Origin of the sequence: Carnimonas nigrificans ATCC BAA-78 (assembly GCF_000526695.1) — a bacterium.
Lineage (GTDB): Bacteria > Pseudomonadota > Gammaproteobacteria > Pseudomonadales > Halomonadaceae > Carnimonas > Carnimonas nigrificans.
Genome location: NZ_JAGO01000016.1, coordinates 123,878 through 143,681, shown reverse-complemented (window position 1 = coordinate 143,681; position 19,804 = coordinate 123,878). Strand labels below are relative to the sequence as shown.

At 58.3% G+C, this 19,804-nt stretch carries 18 protein-coding genes; 5 read left to right on the top strand and 13 right to left on the bottom strand.

Annotated features, from left to right (window positions below; translation table 11 throughout):
• Nucleotides 1–14: 14 nt before the first annotated feature.
• A complete protein-coding gene (pyrB, locus tag L881_RS0111495; protein WP_025733842.1) occupies nt 15–1,046 on the bottom strand; it encodes an aspartate carbamoyltransferase in 1,032 nt (343 codons plus the stop codon).
• A 387-nt stretch (nt 1,047–1,433) separates the two neighbouring features.
• On the opposite strand from pyrB, the gene L881_RS0111490 reads away from it, so the two are divergent.
• The 3 genes from L881_RS0111490 to tusA all read left to right on the top strand — a co-directional run bounded on the left by L881_RS0111490 (nt 1,434) and on the right by tusA (nt 3,436).
• Nucleotides 1,434–1,829 (top strand): DUF4168 domain-containing protein, encoded by a 396-nt coding sequence (locus tag L881_RS0111490; protein ID WP_025733841.1) that lies wholly within the window; start codon nt 1,434–1,436, stop codon nt 1,827–1,829.
• Nucleotides 1,830–2,007: 178 nt separating this feature from the next.
• Nucleotides 2,008–3,102, top strand: coding sequence for a 23S rRNA (cytidine(2498)-2'-O)-methyltransferase RlmM (gene rlmM, locus L881_RS0111485; protein ID WP_034579629.1), 1,095 nt, complete (start codon nt 2,008–2,010; stop codon nt 3,100–3,102).
• A gap of 91 nt (nt 3,103–3,193) precedes the next feature.
• The gene (gene tusA, locus L881_RS0111480; protein WP_025733839.1) at nt 3,194–3,436 is read left to right on the top strand and encodes a sulfurtransferase TusA; all 243 of its coding nucleotides are present in this window, start codon (nt 3,194–3,196) and stop codon (nt 3,434–3,436) included.
• Nucleotides 3,437–3,523: 87 nt separating this feature from the next.
• On the opposite strand, the gene L881_RS0111475 is transcribed toward tusA, so the two are convergent.
• Complete coding sequence (locus L881_RS0111475) at nt 3,524–4,213, bottom strand: hypothetical protein (protein WP_025733838.1); 690 nt, start codon at nt 4,211–4,213, stop codon at nt 3,524–3,526.
• A gap of 339 nt (nt 4,214–4,552) precedes the next feature.
• Complete coding sequence (locus L881_RS0111465; RefSeq protein WP_034579520.1) at nt 4,553–5,980, bottom strand: MATE family efflux transporter; 1,428 nt, start codon at nt 5,978–5,980, stop codon at nt 4,553–4,555.
• A gap of 222 nt (nt 5,981–6,202) precedes the next feature.
• Here L881_RS0111465 and L881_RS0111460 point away from each other — a divergent pair, with 222 nt between their 5' ends.
• On the top strand, nt 6,203–6,787 hold the full coding sequence (locus L881_RS0111460) for an elongation factor P hydroxylase (protein WP_025733835.1): 585 nt from the start codon (nt 6,203–6,205) through the stop codon (nt 6,785–6,787).
• A gap of 25 nt (nt 6,788–6,812) precedes the next feature.
• On the opposite strand, the gene L881_RS0111455 is transcribed toward L881_RS0111460, so the two are convergent.
• Entirely contained in the window at nt 6,813–7,328 is a 516-nt protein-coding gene (locus tag L881_RS0111455) for a hypothetical protein (protein ID WP_025733834.1), read from the bottom strand.
• Nucleotides 7,329–7,557: 229 nt separating this feature from the next.
• Nucleotides 7,558–8,400 carry a TatD family hydrolase gene (locus L881_RS0111450; RefSeq protein ID WP_025733833.1) on the bottom strand — a complete coding sequence of 281 codons (843 nt, stop codon included), beginning with the start codon at nt 8,398–8,400 and terminating at the stop codon, nt 7,558–7,560.
• 166 nt (nt 8,401–8,566) lie between these two features.
• Between L881_RS0111450 and L881_RS0111445 the strand changes: the two genes are divergently transcribed.
• The gene (locus L881_RS0111445; RefSeq protein ID WP_025733832.1) at nt 8,567–10,528 is read left to right on the top strand and encodes an ATP-binding cassette domain-containing protein; all 1,962 of its coding nucleotides are present in this window, start codon (nt 8,567–8,569) and stop codon (nt 10,526–10,528) included.
• A gap of 125 nt (nt 10,529–10,653) precedes the next feature.
• Here the strand turns inward: L881_RS0111445 and L881_RS0111440 are convergent, their stop codons facing one another.
• From L881_RS0111440 to L881_RS0111405, 8 genes are all read right to left on the bottom strand, one after another.
• The gene (locus L881_RS0111440) at nt 10,654–11,112 is read right to left on the bottom strand and encodes a universal stress protein (RefSeq protein WP_025733831.1); all 459 of its coding nucleotides are present in this window, start codon (nt 11,110–11,112) and stop codon (nt 10,654–10,656) included.
• A 138-nt stretch (nt 11,113–11,250) separates the two neighbouring features.
• Nucleotides 11,251–11,718, bottom strand: a complete 468-nt coding sequence (slyA, locus tag L881_RS0111435) for a transcriptional regulator SlyA (RefSeq protein WP_025733830.1) — start codon at nt 11,716–11,718, stop codon at nt 11,251–11,253.
• A 276-nt stretch (nt 11,719–11,994) separates the two neighbouring features.
• Nucleotides 11,995–13,059: a DNA polymerase III subunit delta gene (gene holA / locus L881_RS0111430; protein WP_025733829.1), complete on the bottom strand. Its 1,065-nt coding sequence runs from the start codon at nt 13,057–13,059 to the stop codon at nt 11,995–11,997.
• A complete protein-coding gene (locus L881_RS0111425) occupies nt 13,056–13,628 on the bottom strand; it encodes an LPS-assembly lipoprotein LptE (RefSeq protein ID WP_025733828.1) in 573 nt (190 codons plus the stop codon). The genes holA and L881_RS0111425 overlap by 4 nt, the downstream gene beginning before the upstream one ends.
• A 103-nt stretch (nt 13,629–13,731) precedes the next feature.
• Entirely contained in the window at nt 13,732–16,311 is a 2,580-nt protein-coding gene (gene leuS / locus L881_RS0111420; protein ID WP_025733827.1) for a leucine--tRNA ligase, read from the bottom strand.
• Nucleotides 16,312–16,550: 239 nt separating this feature from the next.
• Complete coding sequence (locus L881_RS0111415) at nt 16,551–17,288, bottom strand: YdcF family protein (protein WP_025733826.1); 738 nt, start codon at nt 17,286–17,288, stop codon at nt 16,551–16,553.
• Entirely contained in the window at nt 17,288–18,829 is a 1,542-nt protein-coding gene (gene lnt, locus L881_RS0111410; RefSeq protein ID WP_245587973.1) for an apolipoprotein N-acyltransferase, read from the bottom strand. Before lnt ends, L881_RS0111415 begins: the two co-directional genes overlap by 1 nt.
• 105 nt (nt 18,830–18,934) lie before the next feature.
• Nucleotides 18,935–19,804 (bottom strand): CorC family transporter, encoded by an 870-nt coding sequence (locus tag L881_RS0111405; protein WP_025733824.1) that lies wholly within the window; start codon nt 19,802–19,804, stop codon nt 18,935–18,937.

Genomic DNA, 19,804 nt, shown 5'->3' with positions numbered 1-19,804 from the left:
CCGCGAGGTGTGGATCAGAATGTGGTGTCATTCACGCCGTACTGGGCGGGCACACGCCAGTTGACGGGGGGCAGCCCTTTGTCGAAGTCACTGCTGATACCCATCAGTTCGGCGAAAATCGCCATGCGCACCGGAATGCCATTATCGGTCTGGCGGAAGATAGCCAGGCGAGGGTCGCTATTGAGGTCAGGGCTTAAATCGTTGGCCCCCGGACGGCTATCGCGCGGCAGCGGGTGCATGACAATGGTGTGAGAGGTACAACGCTGGTCGAGGAAGGCTTTGTTGACGCGATATTCATCGGTAACGCCAGCAAAGCTTTCTACCATCTCTTCCGTAAAGCGCTCTTTCTGAATGCGCGTGGCGTATACCACGTCGATGGGTTCGAAATTCTCCTGCAAGGTCGTGCGCAGTTCGACCTTGTGCCCGCGATCTTCAGCAAGAGTGAGCAGGTAAGTCGGCATTTCAAGTCCTGCTGGGGCCACCAGCGTGATATGCAGCGGCGGATAGAGGGTGAGAAGCTTGATCAGCGAGTGCACGGTGCGGCCATATTTCAGGTCGCCCGTCATCAGGATATGGGCACCTTCCAGAGAGCGGCCGAGACGCTTGAACTCCTTCTGAATGGTGTAAAGGTCCAGCAGTGCCTGGCTAGGGTGCTCGCCGGGGCCATCGCCACCATTGATGACCGGCACGTTGATGGCGCTGGCAAATTCGCTGACCGAGCCGAGATCAGGGTGGCGCATGACGATAGCGTCGCAGTAGCCTGCCAGTACTCGCGCTGTGTCGGTCAGGGTTTCGCCCTTGGCCATTGAGGAAAAGGTGAAGCCGGTGGTGTCGCATACCGAACCGCCCAAACGTGAAAAGGCAGTATGAAAGCTGACGCGGGTACGTGTACTGGCTTCAAAGAAGAGGTTGCCGAGCACTGCGCCTTCCAGCACGCGACATACCTTCTCGCGTCGGGCGATAGGTTCCATGCGCTGGGCAAGCGAGAACAAGTTGCTGATGCGATCAAGGTCGAGCTGATCGACAGAGAGTAGGTGGGGGGACATGGACAACCTCCGGCAGATAAAAAGAGCGTCAGCGAGTCTATCACTGTCGCTGGCGAAGAGAGAGTGTCAGTTGGTGAGCTGAAACTGTCAGTAAATGTTATGCGCCACCTTTATGTGTAGCCAGAAAGGAGTGACATTTCATTTCGTTACATGAAAAGGGTTTTTTATTTTGCTGGGGGTTGAAAAGATTTGGGTACGCCAGCAGGTTAGGCGGTATGGCGAAAGGCGGAACAGGTTTCTGTTCCATAAAGGAAACCTGCCTGCACCACACCTGCACCGTAAAAGGTACTCAGGGCTTTTTCGTCTTTCGGCCGATGGGTCGGGAACTAAATAAATTTCGTGTTGACCAAGATTGGTACACTCAAAAGCGACTCCTCGGAGGAATTAATGAAACGGACTACCGCTATTATCTCAGCTGCCCTGGTTTCTACTGGCATGATCGCATCTCCTGCCGTATTCGCGCAGAGCGCAGCATCTCAGCAGGGTGGAGCCCAAGCGTCGTCCGCCAGTGCCCAGAATTTCAGCGATGCACAGCTGAAAAACTTCGCTAACGCCTCTCAGAGCATTGCTGGTATTTCCCAGGATTACACCAAGCAGCTTCAGGCTGCTGGTGATGACAGCGACAAGGTCAACAGCATCCGTCAGGAAGCGAATGGCAAAATGGTCAAGGCTGTTCAGGACAACCACCTGAAAGTGGATGAATTCAACCAGATCGGTCAGTCTCTGCAGCAGAACCCTGATCTTCTGAAACGTGTTCAGGGCATGGTTCAGCAGCAGAACTAAGTCGCCTGCCGTGATCACGGCAAGCATGACTTAAGCAGAGCGGCGTATCGCAATAGGCGGTACGCCGCTTTTTTGTATCGCCCGAATGTTGGCCCTGATGGTATGCCTTGCTATGGCCCCGCAGGGGGATGCGCTACACTGGGCGCATTCTCGCATCTTCAGTAACAGCAGGTATTTCATGTCCGAGCAGCGCCCCTCCCTTCCCGCCAGTGAATGGCTTTTGTACTGTCGCCCCGCGCTTGAGTCAGACCTTGCTGCTGAACTGGCAGACCGCATTACGGATGCCGGCATCAACATTGAGGTGGAAATTGATGAGCTTCCTCACGGCGGCTATGTGCGCGTTATCTCGACCGAAGGGCAGGCGCTGAATGATGTGCAGCGTCAGGTCAGCCTGGCATCGCTGGTCTTCGCGCGTCAGTCACTGGTAGCGCTGCCACCGCTGGATGAGCTGGAGCGCAGCGACCGCCTGACGCCTATCATCGAGCAGTTGAGTGCTGCGGGGTGGAGCGCGGAGGAGCTGGTATTTGAAGCGCCCGATACCAACGAAGGGAAGGCGTTGACATCACTGGCCAGGGCGCTTGAACGGCCGCTGACCAGCCAGTTGAAACGGCGCAAGATTCTGCGTCGGCGGGCCGGTGCGCGGCGTCTTCACGTATTCATGACCAGTGGCAACAGCTTGCAGCTTGGGTTGAGCTTTCGCGGTAATCGCAGCGAGCATCCCAACGGTATTCAGCGGCTGCGCTTTCCTCACGGTGCGCCCAGTCGTTCGACGCTGAAACTGGAAGAAGCCTGGCATCAGTTCCTGCCTGCCGAACGCTGGGAAGAGGTGCTGGCACCGGGGAGTACGGCGGCTGATCTGGGGGCGGCTCCCGGTGGCTGGACATGGCAGTTGGTCAATAAAGGCATGCAGGTCTACGCCGTCGATAACGGCTCGATGGACAAGGGATTGATGCGCAGCGGCATGGTCGAGCATCTGCAAGAAGATGGCCTTAAGTGGCTGCCCCCGTGGCCCCTCGATTGGCTGGTGTGCGACATGGTGGAGCGCCCATCGCGGGTCATTGAGACGATCGCGGCGTGGCTGACGGGCGGCCATTGCCGTTACACTGTATTCAATCTGAAACTACCGATGAAACGCCGCTGGCAGGAAGTATCCGAATGCCTTGGTCAGCTGCGGGAACGACTCGATGCAGCGGGGCTACGCTACCAGTTGCGCTGTCGGCAGCTTTACCATGACCGTGAGGAAGTAACCGTTTTTGTGGAAGTGCTGCGCTGAAGAATGGCTGGCAAGCGTGCGCTGCGTTTGCTGCAAGGTGCGGTGATCTCTTGTTAGGCTTTAACTTTTGGTGGCAGCACAGGAAAACGTGATGAGTGACGATACCCCTACGCCAGATGATGTACTGGATACTCAAGGGCTTTATTGCCCTGAGCCGATCATGATGATGCACAACAAGGTGCGTGACCTGCAAAGCGGACAGTGGCTGGAAGTGGTGGCGACCGATCCCGCCACTCAGCGCGATATTCCCCAGTTCTGTTCCTTTCTTGGGCACCGTTTGGCCAGCCAGACAGAAGCTGATGGCATCTTTCGTTACCTGATCGAAATCGGCTAGAAGGGTATCGCTGGCAAGACAATCAGAGACCTCGACACGCGGCGTGCATGTCGGGGTCTCTGCTTTTTGCTTTTTTGGAAAGAGCAGCTAGTCGTCGTTGACCATCATGGTCAGCGCTTCAAGGGTTTCAGGATCCTGACGCTTGATGCGGTTAGCAATGCTGCGCTGGAAGAAATAGAGCGCGCTGTGATACTGGCTGCCTGAGTAGAGGCAGTCGTCGCCTGGCAGTACCGGCGTGTCGATCATTTTCTCTTCATCCAAGAGCAGCACATCAATGGTGCCATCGCTGAACAGGCGCCAGCCATATACCTGCTTGAGCAGCCATGGGCTATGTGAATCGTTCATGCACAGAGCGTGGGTGCCGAGGGTATCGGGCAATTGCTGAATCAGAGCTACATCAGCGGTGGGCTCATAATCGAAATAGCTCGCCGCATGCTCCAGCTCCTGCACCTTGTGTTCGGGAGGCTCGGCCAGCAGCTCTTCGGTTTCGGGGTCACGATAGCCAACAAAGGTGCCATGCTCAGGGTCGTCCAGCTCATGGCACGGCGCCAGTCTGTTCATCCACGGCACCATGCCGGCGACATCCCCATTTTGCCTGAGCGCCCATGCCAGCACCGGCATGGCGTAAAGTGATTCATCGTCGGATGCAATTCGGTAGATCATCTCGATGCCATCATGCTCAGGCGCCATGCGAATAACACGCTGATTGGCCTTGAACCTGTCACGGACGCTGGAAAAGTCGATGATCTTGGCGGTGCGGGGAAGTGGGGTGCCCATGAAAGCCCTCCTCGACGGTGTCGAACGATGTGCTTGCCGATGACCAGGCCATAATGATCAAAGCGCCGCAGGAAGGCGCGTTTGTGCCATTACGCTTGGTGCGAATGAGCAACGGGCATCAGCCGAAGGCTGCGGGCATACAACTCGGTGCGCTCTGTTCCGCCTGGGCCAGGCGCCGCTCTCGGCAGCGCTTGGCGCGGGGTCATGGCTCCGTGCTGCAGGCTCGAACTCCTTGAGCGGTTGCGCGTTGGCCACGATATTGCGAGGCATTTCGGCGCAGGGCCGATTTTCCTCACACGTCACTATTAACACACCTTTGGCGTTGCGCCCAGAGGGTTTTTACAGTTTTGTCTGAGGATAGCTCTGGGAAGCAGGAGTTTCCTTGAGCAGCCATGAGGGCGGCGCATGGCGGCGAGCCACACGGTGCAAACGGAACGCCAGCATGATGGCGGCTGACGTCAGGCTGATAATAAAGCCGGTCCAGAAGCCGTAAATACCGAAACCTTCAAAGGCGCTACCGACACCGTAGCCCAGTAGCACGCCACTGCCGATGCCAATGGGCCAATAGGCGGTCAGGGTAATCAGCATCACCGCACGGGTATCCTTGTAGCCGCGCAGGGCGCCCGCCAGGCCCGCTTGCAGCGAGTCGGAAAGCTGGAAAATCATGGTCAGGTACAGAAGGTTAATCGCCAGCGCTATGACGTCGGCGTTGCTGGTGTAGATCGCCAGAATTTGCCGCGCAAAAAACCAAATGATCGACGCGTTGATCAGCGCTCCCAGCACCGCCAAAAGCATACCGTTCCACGCCTCCTTGCGCGCCACACGCGGCTGCTGTTCCCCCAGCCGTGTACCGACGCGAATGGTCAGCGCGATGCCCAGTGACATGGGCACCATAAACAGCACGCCAGTGATATTCAGCGCCAGTTCGTGGGCGGCAATGGTTACCGTGCCGTATACCGAGATCAGCAGCGCAATCACCGAGAACATGGTGACTTCTGAAAAGACCGCCACCCCGATGGGCAGCCCCACCTTCAACAGCGCGATAATGCTTGAAAGGCGCGGCGGATGCAGGCCATCCTTCCACACCTCGACAGGGCGATATACCTTCACTTTGGCAACATAACGCCACATGCACAGGCAGCTTACCCACATCGACACGGCGCTGGCGATGCCACAGCCCACCGCACCGAAGCGTGGCAAGCCCGCCACGCCCGAGACCAGCAATATGCCCACTACAACACTGGCCGTAAGCCCCAGCAGGCTGATCCATAAACCGGGTCTGGTGTGATTGAGCCCGTCTGACCAGGCGCGCAGCGCAAAATAGAGGGCCAGCCCCGGCATGCCAAAGGCCACCATATGCAAATAGCGGGTGGCGGCCTCCTGCACCTCATCAGGCACGGACATCAGTGCCAGCAGCGAAGGCGCAACGGCGTAAATCAGTAGCGCTGCAATCACGCCGCAGCACAGGGCAATCCAACAGTTTTGCTGTACCGGATCACGCATGTCGGCAAAGCGTCGCGCACCAAACAACTGGGCAATCACTGGTGTCAGCCCCATCAGAATGCCGTTCATCAGCACCAGCAGTGGCACCCACAGGCTGGCCCCCAGCGACACCGCAGCCAGATCAACCGTCGATGAGTGCCCCGCAAGAATCACATTGCCGGTGCTAATGCCCATCTGGGCAAGCTGCCCCACTAAAATAGGCAAACTCATGCGAATCAGCGACGCGCTGGCTGCTTTACGATTGAAATCCGGGAGTGCTGACATGGGAAAACTCAGGCAAATATCGAGGGCGGCAGTGTACCAGAGGTGCTGAGCGTTCGTGTGATCAAACGCTTACCCCAGGAGCATGACCAAAGACCAGGAGAGGACAAGGAGCAGGGCGACTTCATTCGCCCGCTATCTTCGAAGCGTTACTGCCATGTGAGAAGCGAACTGGGTTCGCTATACTGCTGCGCCTTGTTTGGGAGGATGTAGGAGGAAGAGGTTATGAGCAACGACATCGAAGATGAGAGCGCGCAGGTAGAGCGTTTGATATCGCTGTTCGATGCGATGTTTGCTGAGCGCTATTGCACGCGTCTGGTGCGCGGCAAGGATGAACCGATCTATCTGCCTGCCGATGCGCAACACGACCATCACCGGATTATCTTTGCCCACGGTTATTTTGCCAGCGCGCTGCACGAGATCAGCCACTGGTGCGTAGCGGGGCCGGCTCGCCGCCAGCAGGAGGATTTCGGCTACTGGTACATTCCGGATGGGCGTAGCCAGCAGCAGCAAGAAGTATTTGAGCAGGCAGAAGTAGAGCCGCAAGCGATTGAACTGCTGTTGACCCAGGCGTGTGGGCGTCGCTTCAACGTTAGCGTGGATAATCTGAATCCTGACGTGGAAGTCGATCGCGATGCTTTTCTGGAAAAGGTGGAAGCACGCGCCAGAGAGCGGCGGGAGTACGGGCTTCCGGTCAGGGTCGCCGTGCTGTGCGAAGCGTTGAAGCTGCGCTTTGGGCAGCAGCGTAGCGAGGCGGAAGCGCTACAGGCGGCACACGCGATCTTTGCGCAACGCGGCACACCGCCCTGATAACGTTTTAGATTGGGATAATCTCTTACTGCTCGCGGGGCGGGGCATCTTCGGGCCATTCGTCGGCAAAGCGCTGGTGCAGAAAGAGCATCGCTTCGACTTCATGCTCGGGGTGCATCGGGCTGAGGCCGCGCTCCTCAAAAAGCTCGCGACGCTCCTCTTCCCACTGTTCGCGGTCAAGCTGGGTGTAAAGTTGCCAGGCGTTAGCCAGCTCCACCACTGGGTTTAGCCCATATTCCGTGTAGATGCGCTCCAGCGCGCCTTCTTCATCGCTGGTGCCGGTGACGTAGAGCGTTTCGCTGTCGTGATCCATCTCCAGCTCGCGAATCACATCCAGCGGGCTTACGCCCATGCCATAAAGGTTCGATTCATCGAAGCCTTCCAGCCCGATATCTTCCTCTTCGAGCCAGCTTTCCAGTGGCTGAATCAAGGTGTGTTTGATGCGGCCATCCTTCAGGCTCCACGCAATGGCAACCGGCAGAGCGCCATCGCCCGTTGCGATATGAAGAAAGCCGGGCAGTCCTGAGCGGCTAGAGGGCATGATGAAATCCTTCGATAGCGTAAGTGGTGACCGCCATAGTGAGGCGATTGCAATGTGGTTGATGCCAATAGAGCGCCAGCCGCCTGGCTGTCGATAACACGGCATCTGGGTGCTGTTGAGGGCTGGCCGGTGCACTGGCTCAGCATGGTAACGACGGCTGAAGCGGCTCGGTGCGAATAACGAATTGTCACCGTGCTGGGTGAGCAAACGCAAGCCTGCGCACCTTGGGTTATAGCGCGAAGAAGTCGCTGGCCGTGGCGGTAGTGGATTCAGCCAGCGTTTTTTCCGACACGCCTCGTAACCGAGCGGCTTCACGGCATATCCATGGCAGCAGGGCGGGTTCGTGGCGGCGAGCCTTTACCTTGCCGGGCAGGTGACGCGGCAGCAGATAGGGGCAGTCGGTTTCGATCATCAGGCGGTTGGGCGGAATTTCCGGAAGTGCATCGCGCAGATCACCGCCGCGCCTCTCATCGCACAGCCAGCCGGTAACGCCAATATAGAGATCGAGATCCAGGTAGCGGTAGAGAGTTGTGCGGTCCCCTGTGAAGCAGTGAATGACTGCCCGTGAAAGATCATCGCGCCACTGTTTCAGAATATCGAACATGGGGCGGCTGGCGTCGCGTTCATGCAAAAACAGCGGCAGTTTGAGTTCAGCGGCTATCTGTAGCTGCGCTTCAAAGGCGTTGAGCTGCTCCCGCTCGCTGCTGTAGTTACGGTTGAAGTCGAGCCCGCATTCGCCTACCGCGATCACTCCCGGCTGCGCCACTGCATCGCGAATCTGGCGCTCAAGAGCCGGAGTCCATTCACTGGCATGATGAGGATGCGCGCCCGCGGTCGAGCGCAGCGCAGGCAGCGTCGCTTCGCTATCATCAAATCGTTCTCTCAGCGCAATGGAAGCGTCGATGCTCGCCGCATCCGTGCCGGTCAGCACCAGTGTCTCTACCCCCGCAGCGTATGCGCGTTCAAGCACCGCTTCTATATCATCGCTGAAGCTCTCGTGGGTCAGGTTGGCGCCAATATCGACCAGGGGAGCAGGGGATACGATGCGGTTTTCCTCAGCGAGCGGTGACATATTTCTCCTTGATCGGCAGCAGACGGTTGGATCGACAACATGAGGCTGGCGCATGGTAGCGTTGCCTTGATTTGGGCGCCGATTCTACACCTTACGGTTCGGCTTGGGGGCGCGATCAGGTACAATCCATGCCCTTTATCATGACTTACCAAGAGGAACGCTCGCGATGAGCCTGCTCCAACTCGATGCGGTACATCTTGCCTATGGCCCCGATGTACTGCTTGATAACGCTGCCTTGACCATTGAGCGCGGCGAGCGGCTGGCGTTGATTGGCCGTAATGGGGCCGGCAAATCGACGCTGATGGCGTTGATTGACGGCACGATCCAGCCTGATGATGGTCTGGTGCGCCGCAGTGCCGAGCTGCGTGTCGGTGTGCTGGCCCAGGATCTGCCCGCCGCGGAAGGGCGACGCATCTTTGACGTGGTCGCTGAAGGGCTGCCTGAAGTGGGGCGCTTGTTGAGCGAATACGATCAGCTGGTGGCCGCCGCCGAACCCGACATGACACGTCTGGCAACGCTACAGGAGCGCCTTGAAGCGCTCGACGGCTGGTCATTTCATCAGCGCATCGACAACGTGCTGGAACGCCTGGGGCTGCCTGGTGCCGCGATGATGGAAGGGCTTTCCGGCGGCTGGCGGCGGCGCGTTGCTCTGGCGCGTGCGCTGGTGGCCGAGCCTGATCTGCTGCTGTTGGACGAACCGACCAACCATTTGGATCTCGACACCATCGTTTGGCTTGAAGAGCAGCTACAGGCATTTCGCGGTGCGGTGCTGTTCGTGACCCACGACCGCGCCTTCCTGAACCGTGTTGCCACCGCTATTCTTGAGCTGGATCGTGGTCAGCTCAGACGCTATCCCGGCGATTTTGACAATTACCAGCAGACCCGCGCCCACGAGCTTGAAATAGAAGCGCGTGAGCAGGCGCAGTTCGATAAGAAACTGGCGCAGGAAGAGGCGTGGATTCGGCAGGGCATCAAGGCGCGCCGTACCCGCAACGAAGGCCGAGTGCGTGCGCTCAAGCAGTTGCGCGAGGAGCGCTCACAGCGTCGTGAACGTCAGGGCACGGCAAAAATTGAAGTGGATAGCGGCGAGCGTAGCGGCAAGCGGGTGGTCGAGTTGCAAAACGTCAGCTTCCGCGTGCCTGGGCGCAACGAGGGCGAATACGTTATTCGCGACTTGAGCCTTGAAGTGCAGCGTGGTGATCGCATTGGCTTGATCGGGCGCAACGGTGCCGGTAAAACGACGCTGCTCAAGATCATGCTGGGGGAACTGGCGCCCAGCGAAGGCAAGGTGCAGCTAGGCACTAAAATGTCGGTGGCCTATTTCGATCAGCTGCGCGCGGGGCTGGACATGGACGCCACGGTGTACGACAACCTGGCACAGGGGAGCGATCATGTCACCGTGGGCGGTCGTCAGCGCCACGTCATGAGCTACCTGCAAGACTTCCTGTTTAGCCCGCAGCGTGCTCGTCAGCCGGTGCACGCGTTGTCAGGGGGGGAATCCAACCGTCTGCTGCTGGCGAAACTCTTTACCCAGCCGGCGAACGTGCTGGTGCTTGATGAGCCGACCAACGATCTGGATGTCGAAACGCTTGAGCTGCTGGAAGAGCTGCTGCTCACCTTTGATGGCACGCTGCTGCTGGTCAGTCACGATCGCGCCTTCATGGATAACGTGGTCACCAGCGTACTGGCCTTTGAAGGCGATGGCGTGGTGCGTGATTACGTGGGCGGCTTCAGCGACTGGCAGCGTCAGGGGGGGCGTCTTCCTCCGGCTCCCGGTGATCTGGGAAGCGGCAAAACCTCAGCGGATGCCTCTCTGACTACCGATAAAGGGAGCGAACGCAAGGCTGCCGAGCAGCCACCGGCCAAGAGCGCCAATAGTACTGCTGCTAAACCGCGCAAGCTCTCCTATAAGCTACAGCGGGAGCTGGATGGACTTCCTGCTGAAATCGAAGCACTCGAAACCGAGATCGCTGAACTGGAAGCGCGCATCGGCGCTGCTGACTTCTATCAGAACGATCAGGAGGCCGTACAGGCCACGCTGGCAACGCTGGGTGAGCGGCAAGCGCACCTCGAAACGCGCATGGAGCGCTGGATGGCGTTGGAAGAGATGAGGACCGGCGAAGAGTAGCAGGCTGAACGGCAAGAAAGGCAGGGCACGGTTACCCAAGGGGGCCGTGCCCTGTTTTTTATGACCGCTTTTTATGGGCCAGAGAAGGGGCCGCTGTCACTGCTGCGAGATACGCCAGTGTGTGTTTAATCGACCGGCTCCTGCTGAACACCTTGCACCTTGACCGCCAGCACGTCGCACTCAGCATTGCGTAGCACATCAGCGCTGGTCGAGCCGAGCATAAGTGCCCACCCCGTGCGTCCATGAGACCCCACCACAATCAGATCTGCCTGATGATCGGTGGCAAAGGTTTTGATGGCGGTGTCGGCCTGGCCGCCAAGAATATAGAGCTGATCGGTATTGATGCCATAGGGAAAGGCAAGCTCTTGCAGGCGTGCATGGGCGTGCTCGGTGAGCTGCTGACGCAATGTATCCACGTTTATCGAGTCGTCTGCGCCGTAGGTGGTGCTGACTTCACCCAGGGTGTGCACTACCGAGAGCCTGGCTCCGGTGCGCTGGGCGATCATGATCGCCTGATCAATGACATGGCGCGATTCGTCGGTAAGATCGACGGCAACGGCGATATGTTGATAAAGAGAGGTCATGGAGCTTTTTCCATCCGTTGCTGAAAACTGGGATGCGCTGGGTTCCTGACAATATGCAGGAAGTGTGCGGGCTATCGGCCCCTCAAAGAAGGGGCCAATGGCGGGAAGTGATCTGTCTGCGTGTACGGCACGCACGGCCTAGCGTTTGTGGTCGAGCAGCTGCGCGCAATTCTGATCGAGCTTATCAATGAGATTGATCAGTGTGTCGATATCCTCGTCATCGAGACCTTGCAGCAGCTCCATGCGGGTAGTGCGCACAATGGTTTCCATCTTCTTGATCAAGGGCGTGGCGTTGGCGGTCAGGTAGACGCGCTTTGAACGTCGGTCATCGCCGCATTGGCGACGTTCAATCAGCCCCTGCTCGGCAAGCTGGTCCAGTGTGCGCACCAGTGAAGGCGCTTCGACCCCGATAATGGCGGCCAATTCACGCTGGACAGCGCCTTCGCCGCCTTTGGCAAGGCAGTAAAGCGTTACCCAGCGGGTTTGCGTCAGCCCCAGCGGTGCCAGTTTGCTATCCAGCACGGCACGCCATTGGCGTGGAAAACGAGCGATGTGTTGGCCAATTTTTTCCGCTTTGGCAGCGCGGCTATCGTGAGAACTGGTCATAATCCATGTGCATCAAGGATAGTAACAACTGTGTATGTGTCTTGATTTTAGTTCTTGCCCGAAGCTATGTCAGAGGTACTTAATCGCTACATTGAGGCTCATCCGGCTTATGCCTGCCAGTACCTTTCAAGACACTGCGAAATAGCGAAGGGGGGCGTGCTTCCCCTGATACGCCAGCCTTAAGGCAGTTCGGTAGCGAGTAACGCTACCTTGCCGACTCTCATATTGAGTGCTGTGACAGCATTTGGTTCATGCGTAACGATCATGGGAATGACATTAGCCTGTGCTTCGATAGGCTTCGCGCCATTCACAGAGCAACCCTCGCCCGCCTGCAAGCGTTAGCGCGACATCTGACAGCCCGTCCCACAGCGGAATGGACGTTGCCCCTTTCACTGCCAGGTCGAGCCGTTGGCAGAAGGTTAACAGCCGGTGCAAACGCATGCGCGGTAGACGTTTCAGGGCGCCCTGATAGGCCGGGCGGCGGCGCTCGATAATCATCGGCTTATGCTGCTTGCAGGCGTGTTCGAAACTCTGTCCCTGATCCATGTGCTGGCGCAGCGAGAGCAGGGTTCGCAATTCACGAGTGAGCGCCCACAGCACGATGGGGGCTTCGATGCCTTCAGCACGCAAGCCGGCCACAATGCGCAATGCACGACCGCGATCGCCGCTGATACAGGCGTCGGTCAGAGTGAAAACATCAAAACGGGCACCGTCGCCCGTATCGCCTTCGATCTCATCAAGCCCCAGACGACTGTGCGGGGGATGGAGCAATTGCAGCTTGATCAGCGACTGATCCAGTGCCAGCAGATTTCCTTCGTAGCGCTCGGCCAGCGAGTGGCACGCCTCGCTGGATAGCTCCAGCTGATAGTGGCGGGCGCGATCGGCAATCCAGTAGTGCAGGCGTTTGAAGTCAATCGGCCAGACCGGCACAAAAATGCCCTGTGCATCCAGCGTCTTGAACCATTTGCTCTGCTGGGTGCGGTAATCAAGGCGGCCAGCACTGATCAACAGTACGTCGTCACTGTGTTTGGCATTGGCAGCGTAGGCTTCCAGCGCCTTGGCCCCTTCCTGACCCGGTGAGTGAGTGCCGAGGCGTAGCTCAATCAAGCGTCTGGAAGAGAAGAGCGACAGCGACTGCGAGGTTTCGACCAGTTGGCCCCAGTTGAAGCCTGACTCGACCTCAAGAATTTCGCGCTCGTCGGCACCGCTGTCACGCGCTGCACGACGTATGGCGTCGCAGGCTTCCATATGCAGGAGCGGCTCGTCACCGGCGACGATAAACACCGGTGCGAGCTGTTTGTTGGAAAGCTGATCGCCAAGCTTGTCAGGAAATACCTTCATTGGGCCGTGGAGGTGGAGGCTGCTGATTCTTGCGCGTTGGAGCTGGCAGAAATAGCGCGCAGACGCTCTACCAATTGGCTGGCGGCTTCACGGGACAAGCGGCGCTGCAACTGCTCACGCTCCTGATCGCGCTGCAGTAGCTGGCTGGTGCTGGTGTTATAGGTGCCGTTGACCTGCACGACCTGGCCGTCAATGACATAGGCGCCATCGGACATGCGCTGTACCGAGTAGGGCACGCGCAGTGCGATATTACGCTCCTGATTGCCGCCGGAACCACCGTAGCCAATCTGGCTTTCATCGTAGGAGGGTGTACCCACGTTCAGCTCAAGGTTGGCTGAATCGTCGATGCTGACGCCAGCGGTTTCGAGGCGTTGACGCAGCTCACGCGCCAGCTGGTTTTGGGGGGTGTCTGACTGAATGTTGAGCTGCAAATGCTGCACGATAGGCCCTGATCCTTCACCGACACCGCGTAGCTGGAAACCACAGCCGCTCAGGGTGAGGGTACACAGTGATCCTGCCAATACCGCGGCCACCAGAGAATTGCGGCGATGTTGAGTTGATCGAGTCAAGCGACGTCTCCTTGAATGTTGCTGGCGGCCGCGCTGGGGCGACCGCTAGATATACCGTTGCACAAGGCGATTAAAGCCACACTGGACAGCTTGTCCGATGGCATCAGCTAGCGACGATGTTCACCAGCTTGCCGGGAATGACAATCACCTTGTTGATGCTTTTGCCCTCGACGTGTCGGCGCACGTTTTCATGGGAGAGCGCTTCACATTCAATGGTGACCTGATCGGCATCCGCGGGCAGTTCCAGCTTGGCACGCAGCTTGCCGTTGACCTGTACCGCCAGTGTCATCGAATCCCGTTTCAGCGCTTTTTCATCGACCTGCGGCCACGGCGCATCAATCAGTGCGGTGGTGTGGCCCAGCTCCTGCCACAGGGTGTGACAGATATGAGGAGTGATCGGTGACAGCAAGATAACGCACGCTTCAACGGCTTCACGGGATACCGCCAGCCCTTGCAGGGTATCGTCGTTGAGCTTGCCAAGCGCGTTGGTCAGCTCCATGACCGCAGCGATGGCCGTATTGAACGTGGTACGACGACCAATGTCATCGGTACACTTCTTGATGGTCTCGTGGGTTTTGCGCCGCAGCTCGCGCTGTGCATCGTTCAGTTCAGCGGAGACGATATGGCCTGGCTCACCGTGCTGGATATGATCGAAGGTGATTTTCCACAGACGCTTGAGGAAGCGGTGAGCACCTTCAACGCCTGAATCGGACCATTCAAGGGATTGTTCGGGGGGCGCGGCAAACATGATAAAGAGACGCACCGTGTCGGCACCGAAGCGGTTGATCAACGACTGGGGATCGACGCCGTTGTTCTTCGATTTCGACATCTTCTCGGTACCGCCGATAGTAACCGGCTCGCCATCGGCTATCAGCGTGGCTTGCGTTACATTGCCTTTTTCATCCCGCTCAACGGTGACATCAAGGGGATTGAACCACTCCTTGCTGCCGTCTTCGTTGTTACGGTAGTAGGTGTCGGCAATCACCATCCCCTGGGTGAGCAGGCGCTGGAAAGGCTCATCGCTTTCGACCATGCCGAAATCGCGCATCAGCTTGTGGAAGAAGCGCGCATAGAGCAGGTGCAAAATGGCGTGTTCGATACCGCCGATATAGATATCAACTGGCAGCCAGTAGTTGGCGCGCCCATCGAGCATTGCTTCCTGGTTGTCCGAGCAGCAGAAGCGCGCGTAGTACCAGGAAGACTCCATAAAGGTGTCGAAGGTGTCGGTTTCGCGGGTCCAGCCAGCGCCCATCTCATAGAAGGTGCGCATTTTCTTGAGCGGCGAGCCGCTGGCGTCGATTTCAACCTCGGTGGGAAGAGCGACCGGCAGCTCATCATCGGTGAGCGGTACGGTTTCGCCTTCGGCGCCATACTTGACCGGAATCGGTGCACCCCAGTAACGCTGGCGGGCGATACCCCAGTCACGCAGGCGGAAGTTGATGCGCACGCGGCCTTTCTCTTCCTTCTCAAGCTGACGTGCAATCGCGGTGAAGGCGTCGTCGAACAGCATGTCGTCGAACTCGCCCGAGTTAATCAACTGACCGTGTTCGGTGTAGGCACCCTCGCTGACATCAGGCTGGTTGCCGTCGAGATCGGCGATAACCGGCTGGATGGGCAGGTCGTATTTTTTGGCAAATTCCCAGTCACGCTGATCGTGGGCGGGCACTGCCATGACAGCACCGGTGCCGTATTCCATCAGCACGAAGTTGGCGATATAGATGGGCACTTCCGCGCCGGTAATCGGGTGGCGGGCAACATAGCCGGTGTCCATGCCCCGTTTTTCCATGGTGGCAAGGTCGGCTTCGGAGGTACCGCCAGAACGGCACTCCTTGCAGAATTCCATGATCGTGGGGTCGATTTCGCCCGCGCGCTTGGCAATCGGATGGTCGGCTGAAATACCCACGTAGGTGACGCCCATCAGGGTGTCGGGGCGCGTGGTGAATACTGTCAGACGGCGCAGCTCTTCACCCACATCCGGGACTTCAAAGTCCAGCTCGATGCCTTTCGATTTACCGATCCAGTTGCGCTGCATGGTCTTGACCTGTTCAGGCCACTCGACCTTATCAAGATCCGCCAGAAGCTCTTCAGCGTAATCGGTAATCTTCAAAAACCACAGGGGAATTTCACGCCGCTCGACCTTGGCGCCGGAACGCCAGCCACGACCGTCGATCACCTGCTCGTTAGCCAGTACGGTCTGATCGACCGGGTCCCAGTTAACGGTAGAGTTCTTCTTGTAGACCAGGCCCTTTTCGACCAGCCTGGTGAAAAACCACTGCTCCCAGCGGTAGTAGTCGAGGTCGCAGGTGGCAAATTCACGATCCCAGTCGTAGCCGAAGCCCAGCGCTTTCAACTGATCGCGCATATCGGCGATATTCGAATAGGTCCACTTGGCGGGCGCTACCTGATGCTTGATGGCAGCATTTTCGGCGGGCATGCCGAATGCATCCCAGCCCATCGGTTGCAGGACGTTCTTGCCCTGCATGCGCTGAAAACGAGCGATCACATCGCCAAGCGTGTAGTTGCGAACGTGGCCGATATGCAGTTTGCCGCTGGGGTAGGGAAACATGCACAGGCAGTAATATTTTTCGCGATTGGCATCTTCGATCGCTTTGAAACAGCGATTCTTTTCCCAAAACTGCTGTGCTGTGCGCTCAACGCTGGCGGGTGAGTACTGTGCTTCCATTGTGTGATTTCTACACCGTGAAGTTGTTATCGCAGGCCGCGCTCAATGCGTGGCTGCCATGGGTCCATCGTCGCTCGGCGTGGACGCGCTGCTGAACAGACAGACGTGCTGCCCAGTGGCGCCCAGCTATATATGGCGCGAGCGTTATAAAAATTCCAGTGGTGCTAGCATACCTTACCGAGACGGCGACAGATAGCGCTTGGCGCGTCGCCGGCAGTGGCGTACAGGGGAGTGCTGGATTAGCGCCCGGCCAGCCAGCCGACGGCTTCATGCAATGCACGCTGACTTTGCGCCAGCCCCAGCGTTGAAGGGAGCCACCCCAGTAGCCCAGGGGGCGCGCTGGAGAACCCAGTGGGCGCTGCGATGACCTTGATACCCGCTCGCTCGAAATCACGCTGTGCGCGTGCCATATGAAAAGCCGTCGTAACCAGCACCACCGTCTCAATCCCTCTCTCTTTCAGGATAGCCGCGCTATAGCACGCATTTTCGGCAGTATTGCGGCTGTCGTTTTCCAGCCAGCGTGGCTGTTGGGCAAAGCTGTCACTCAGCGCCTGCGCCATCAGCTGTGCTTCGGAAGCGCGCTCGCCGCCCGGTGCACCGCCGGTCAGGAGTATCGGAAGGTGGGTGATCCGCGCGATTCGAGCGGCTTCTGCTACTCGGGCGAAGCTGTCCAGATTGATGCGTTCCGGCGATCTCGATGAAGCCGCTGCACGCCCGCCGCCGAGCACCACAATGGCACCGGCATTGCTCCACTGGGCTGGCGCAGCGGGCGTGATGCGTTCAATGGGGGCGCTTAACCAGAGACTGACGCGGGGAATGCACAAAATCAAAAAGGCAGCGCCTATCATCACGGCGAGTGTTATTCCCACACGTGGCCAGCCGCGAGCTATCAGCGTTGCCATCGCCAGCCCGACAATCACACCGCCGGGCGGAAAGATCAGCGCCTTGAAGACGGCCAGCAAGGTAGTCGTGGTCACTATGACGCCACTTTATCTTGTGGTGCTTGCTCGGAGCGCGAGCGACGACGCGATGCGACAGCGCCGGCTGCGGCCAGCACGATGCTGAACAGAATAATGGGCAGGCTGCCGGTGCGGGTGAAGAGGGTTTCGCCCTGCATCGGGTGTATCTGTGCATGCAGCACACCCGGCTCGAAGCGCGGTATATCGCTGATCAGCTTGCCATCAGGGCCAATAACGCCTGTCCAGCCGTTGCTGGTATCACGCAGCAGGTAGCGATTGTTTTCCAGCGCCCGCATCTGCGCCATCTGCATATGCTGGAGCGGCCCGATGGAGTGACCAAACCAGCTATCGTTGGAGATGGTCATAAGTACGTTGGAGCGGCGCGCCTGATCGCGCACCAGATCGGGGTAGGCGATCTCATAGCAGATTGCCATGCCGATACGCAGGGCATCCGCCTGGAGCGGCTGCTGGTTGGCAGGCCCCTGGATAACATAAGGCGCGGGCAGCCCCAGAAGCTGGATGATCGGCTGAAGCAGCCCAGGCAGCGGGACATATTCACCAAAGGGCACGAGCCGGTGCTTGGCGTATTCAGTGCGCAGCATGCCTTGCGGCGCGCTTTGATCGTAGGCCACGGCGCTGTTGAAGGTGCCGGTCGCCTGACGGGTCAGAATGCCGCTGATAAGAGTGGAGTGGGGGCGCATGGTTGATTGGGCCGTCGCAAAGATGGAACGTGCGTCATCTTCCGTCATCGGCAGCGCAACTTCCGGCCATACCACCAGTTCCGCATCGCTGGCCTGTTCTCGGGTCAGATCGAGATAGCGGTTCACCGCATTCTGCACACCGCCGATGCTCCACTTCATGGTCTGCGGTAAATCTCCCTGCACCAGTGCAACGGAAAGCGCACGCGGTTCGGCATCAAGCCAGCGCGCTGGCAGCACCAGCCCCACGACCCATAGAGCGATCAACGGAAGCGCCAGCCAGTAACGGCGTCGAGTAAATAGCTGCCAGAGCAGGGCGCCGCTGAGTGCGATGATAAAACTGATCAGGAAAACACCGCCGAGGGGCGCATACCCTGCCAGCGGGCCTTCTACTTGCGAAGTACCCAGCAACAGCCAGGGGAAACCGGTCAAAAACCAGCCGCGAAATACTTCGCCCAGTGTCCAGGCGGCAGCGAAGGTGAGCGGTTCAAGGCAGGAAACACGAGGCGATAACAGCCGATAAAAGGCCGCTACAATAAGATAGAACAGCGCCAGCCCAGCAACAAACAGCGCCGTCATTACCAGCGCCAGCGGCATGGGCGAGCCGCCAATGTCGTGGATCGAGACGTACACCCACGAAGCACCGCTGGCAAAAAGTCCAAAACCGTAACAGTAGCCCAGCAGCATGCCGCGCTTGACGGTAGTGCCGCGCAGAAGTCCGAACAACGGCGCACATAGCAGTGGCGCCAGCCACCACAGGCCGAAGGGGGCGAAGGTCAGCGTGGTCAACGCGCCCAGCAGCAGCGCTGTCAGACAGCACGCCCAGCGGCTGCGAAAGGGAAAAGTGCATAAACGAGCCACGTACTGCTCCTTCTTGATGGCGGTCATGCCATATGCGCAATGGGAAAGTAAACGCCTTGCCACGTCTTGGTACAACGAATGGTAAGGCGCTCAAAATGGCTGGCGTCAGAGTGGTTGGGCGTCGCTGCTGCGCGATACCTTGAGCCAGTGCAGCCGACGATTATCGACGTTGGTGACGGCGAAGTTCCAGCCGCCCAGATTGGTAGACTCGCCGCGTTCCGGCAGATGACCAAAGCTCTGCATCACCAGACCGCCCACGGTATCAAATTCTTCATCGGGGAAGGCGGTGCCGAAGCGTTCATTGAAGTCCTCGATAGTGAGGATCGCCTTGACCGCATAGGTGTCGCTGTCCAGTTCGCGAATTTCATCGTCGTCGTCGATATCGTGTTCGTCTTCGATATCCCCCACGATCTGCTCAAGAATATCTTCGATGGTAATAATGCCAGCGGTGCCGCCATATTCATCGACCACAATCGCCATGTGCGAGCGCGTATCGCGGAACTCCTTGAGAAGACTGTTCAATCGCTTGGACTCGGGAATGAAGATCGCCGGGCGCAGAATATCGCTGAGGTTGAAATTGTCGCGCTCGGCCTGCGACTTGTTGATTAGCGGCAGCAGATCCTTGACCAGCAGGATACCGATAACGTCATCAAGATCGTCGTTAACCACCGGATAGCGGGAGTGGCCCGATTCGAGAATCATCGAAAGGTAATCATCGACGCTTTGGTTGGCACGAATGATCTCGATCTGCGAGCGCTGGATCATGACATCGCGCACCTGCTGATCGGTAATGGCGAAAGCGCCCTCGATGATCGCCAGTCCATCGCTGTCGAGATCGAATCTTGGTCCTGTTTCACGCAGGAATTCCAGCAGTTCAGCGCGGCTAGTGGGCTCGTCGGAGTCGTTGGAAAACGCTTGGATCACACGTTCAAGCCAGTTTTTACTGCTGTGGTCAGCCGATCGGTCGTCGCTCAT

What these genes read in the sequence shown, in the direction of transcription:
- pyrB (WP_025733842.1), bottom strand. Translation starts at nt 1,046, where the DNA reads ATGTCCCCCCACCTACTCTCTGTCGATCAGCTCGACCTTGATCGCATC.
- L881_RS0111490 (WP_025733841.1), top strand. Translation starts at nt 1,434, where the DNA reads ATGAAACGGACTACCGCTATTATCTCAGCTGCCCTGGTTTCTACTGGC.
- rlmM (WP_034579629.1), top strand. Translation starts at nt 2,008, where the DNA reads ATGTCCGAGCAGCGCCCCTCCCTTCCCGCCAGTGAATGGCTTTTGTAC.
- tusA (WP_025733839.1), top strand. Translation starts at nt 3,194, where the DNA reads ATGAGTGACGATACCCCTACGCCAGATGATGTACTGGATACTCAAGGG.
- L881_RS0111475 (WP_025733838.1), bottom strand. Translation starts at nt 4,213, where the DNA reads ATGGGCACCCCACTTCCCCGCACCGCCAAGATCATCGACTTTTCCAGC.
- L881_RS0111465 (WP_034579520.1), bottom strand. Translation starts at nt 5,980, where the DNA reads ATGTCAGCACTCCCGGATTTCAATCGTAAAGCAGCCAGCGCGTCGCTG.
- L881_RS0111460 (WP_025733835.1), top strand. Translation starts at nt 6,203, where the DNA reads ATGAGCAACGACATCGAAGATGAGAGCGCGCAGGTAGAGCGTTTGATA.
- L881_RS0111455 (WP_025733834.1), bottom strand. Translation starts at nt 7,328, where the DNA reads ATGCCCTCTAGCCGCTCAGGACTGCCCGGCTTTCTTCATATCGCAACG.
- L881_RS0111450 (WP_025733833.1), bottom strand. Translation starts at nt 8,400, where the DNA reads ATGTCACCGCTCGCTGAGGAAAACCGCATCGTATCCCCTGCTCCCCTG.
- L881_RS0111445 (WP_025733832.1), top strand. Translation starts at nt 8,567, where the DNA reads ATGAGCCTGCTCCAACTCGATGCGGTACATCTTGCCTATGGCCCCGAT.
- L881_RS0111440 (WP_025733831.1), bottom strand. Translation starts at nt 11,112, where the DNA reads ATGACCTCTCTTTATCAACATATCGCCGTTGCCGTCGATCTTACCGAC.
- slyA (WP_025733830.1), bottom strand. Translation starts at nt 11,718, where the DNA reads ATGACCAGTTCTCACGATAGCCGCGCTGCCAAAGCGGAAAAAATTGGC.
- holA (WP_025733829.1), bottom strand. Translation starts at nt 13,059, where the DNA reads ATGAAGGTATTTCCTGACAAGCTTGGCGATCAGCTTTCCAACAAACAG.
- leuS (WP_025733827.1), bottom strand. Translation starts at nt 16,311, where the DNA reads ATGGAAGCACAGTACTCACCCGCCAGCGTTGAGCGCACAGCACAGCAG.
- L881_RS0111405 (WP_025733824.1), bottom strand. Translation starts at nt 19,804, where the DNA reads ATGAGCGACGACCGATCGGCTGACCACAGCAGTAAAAACTGGCTTGAA.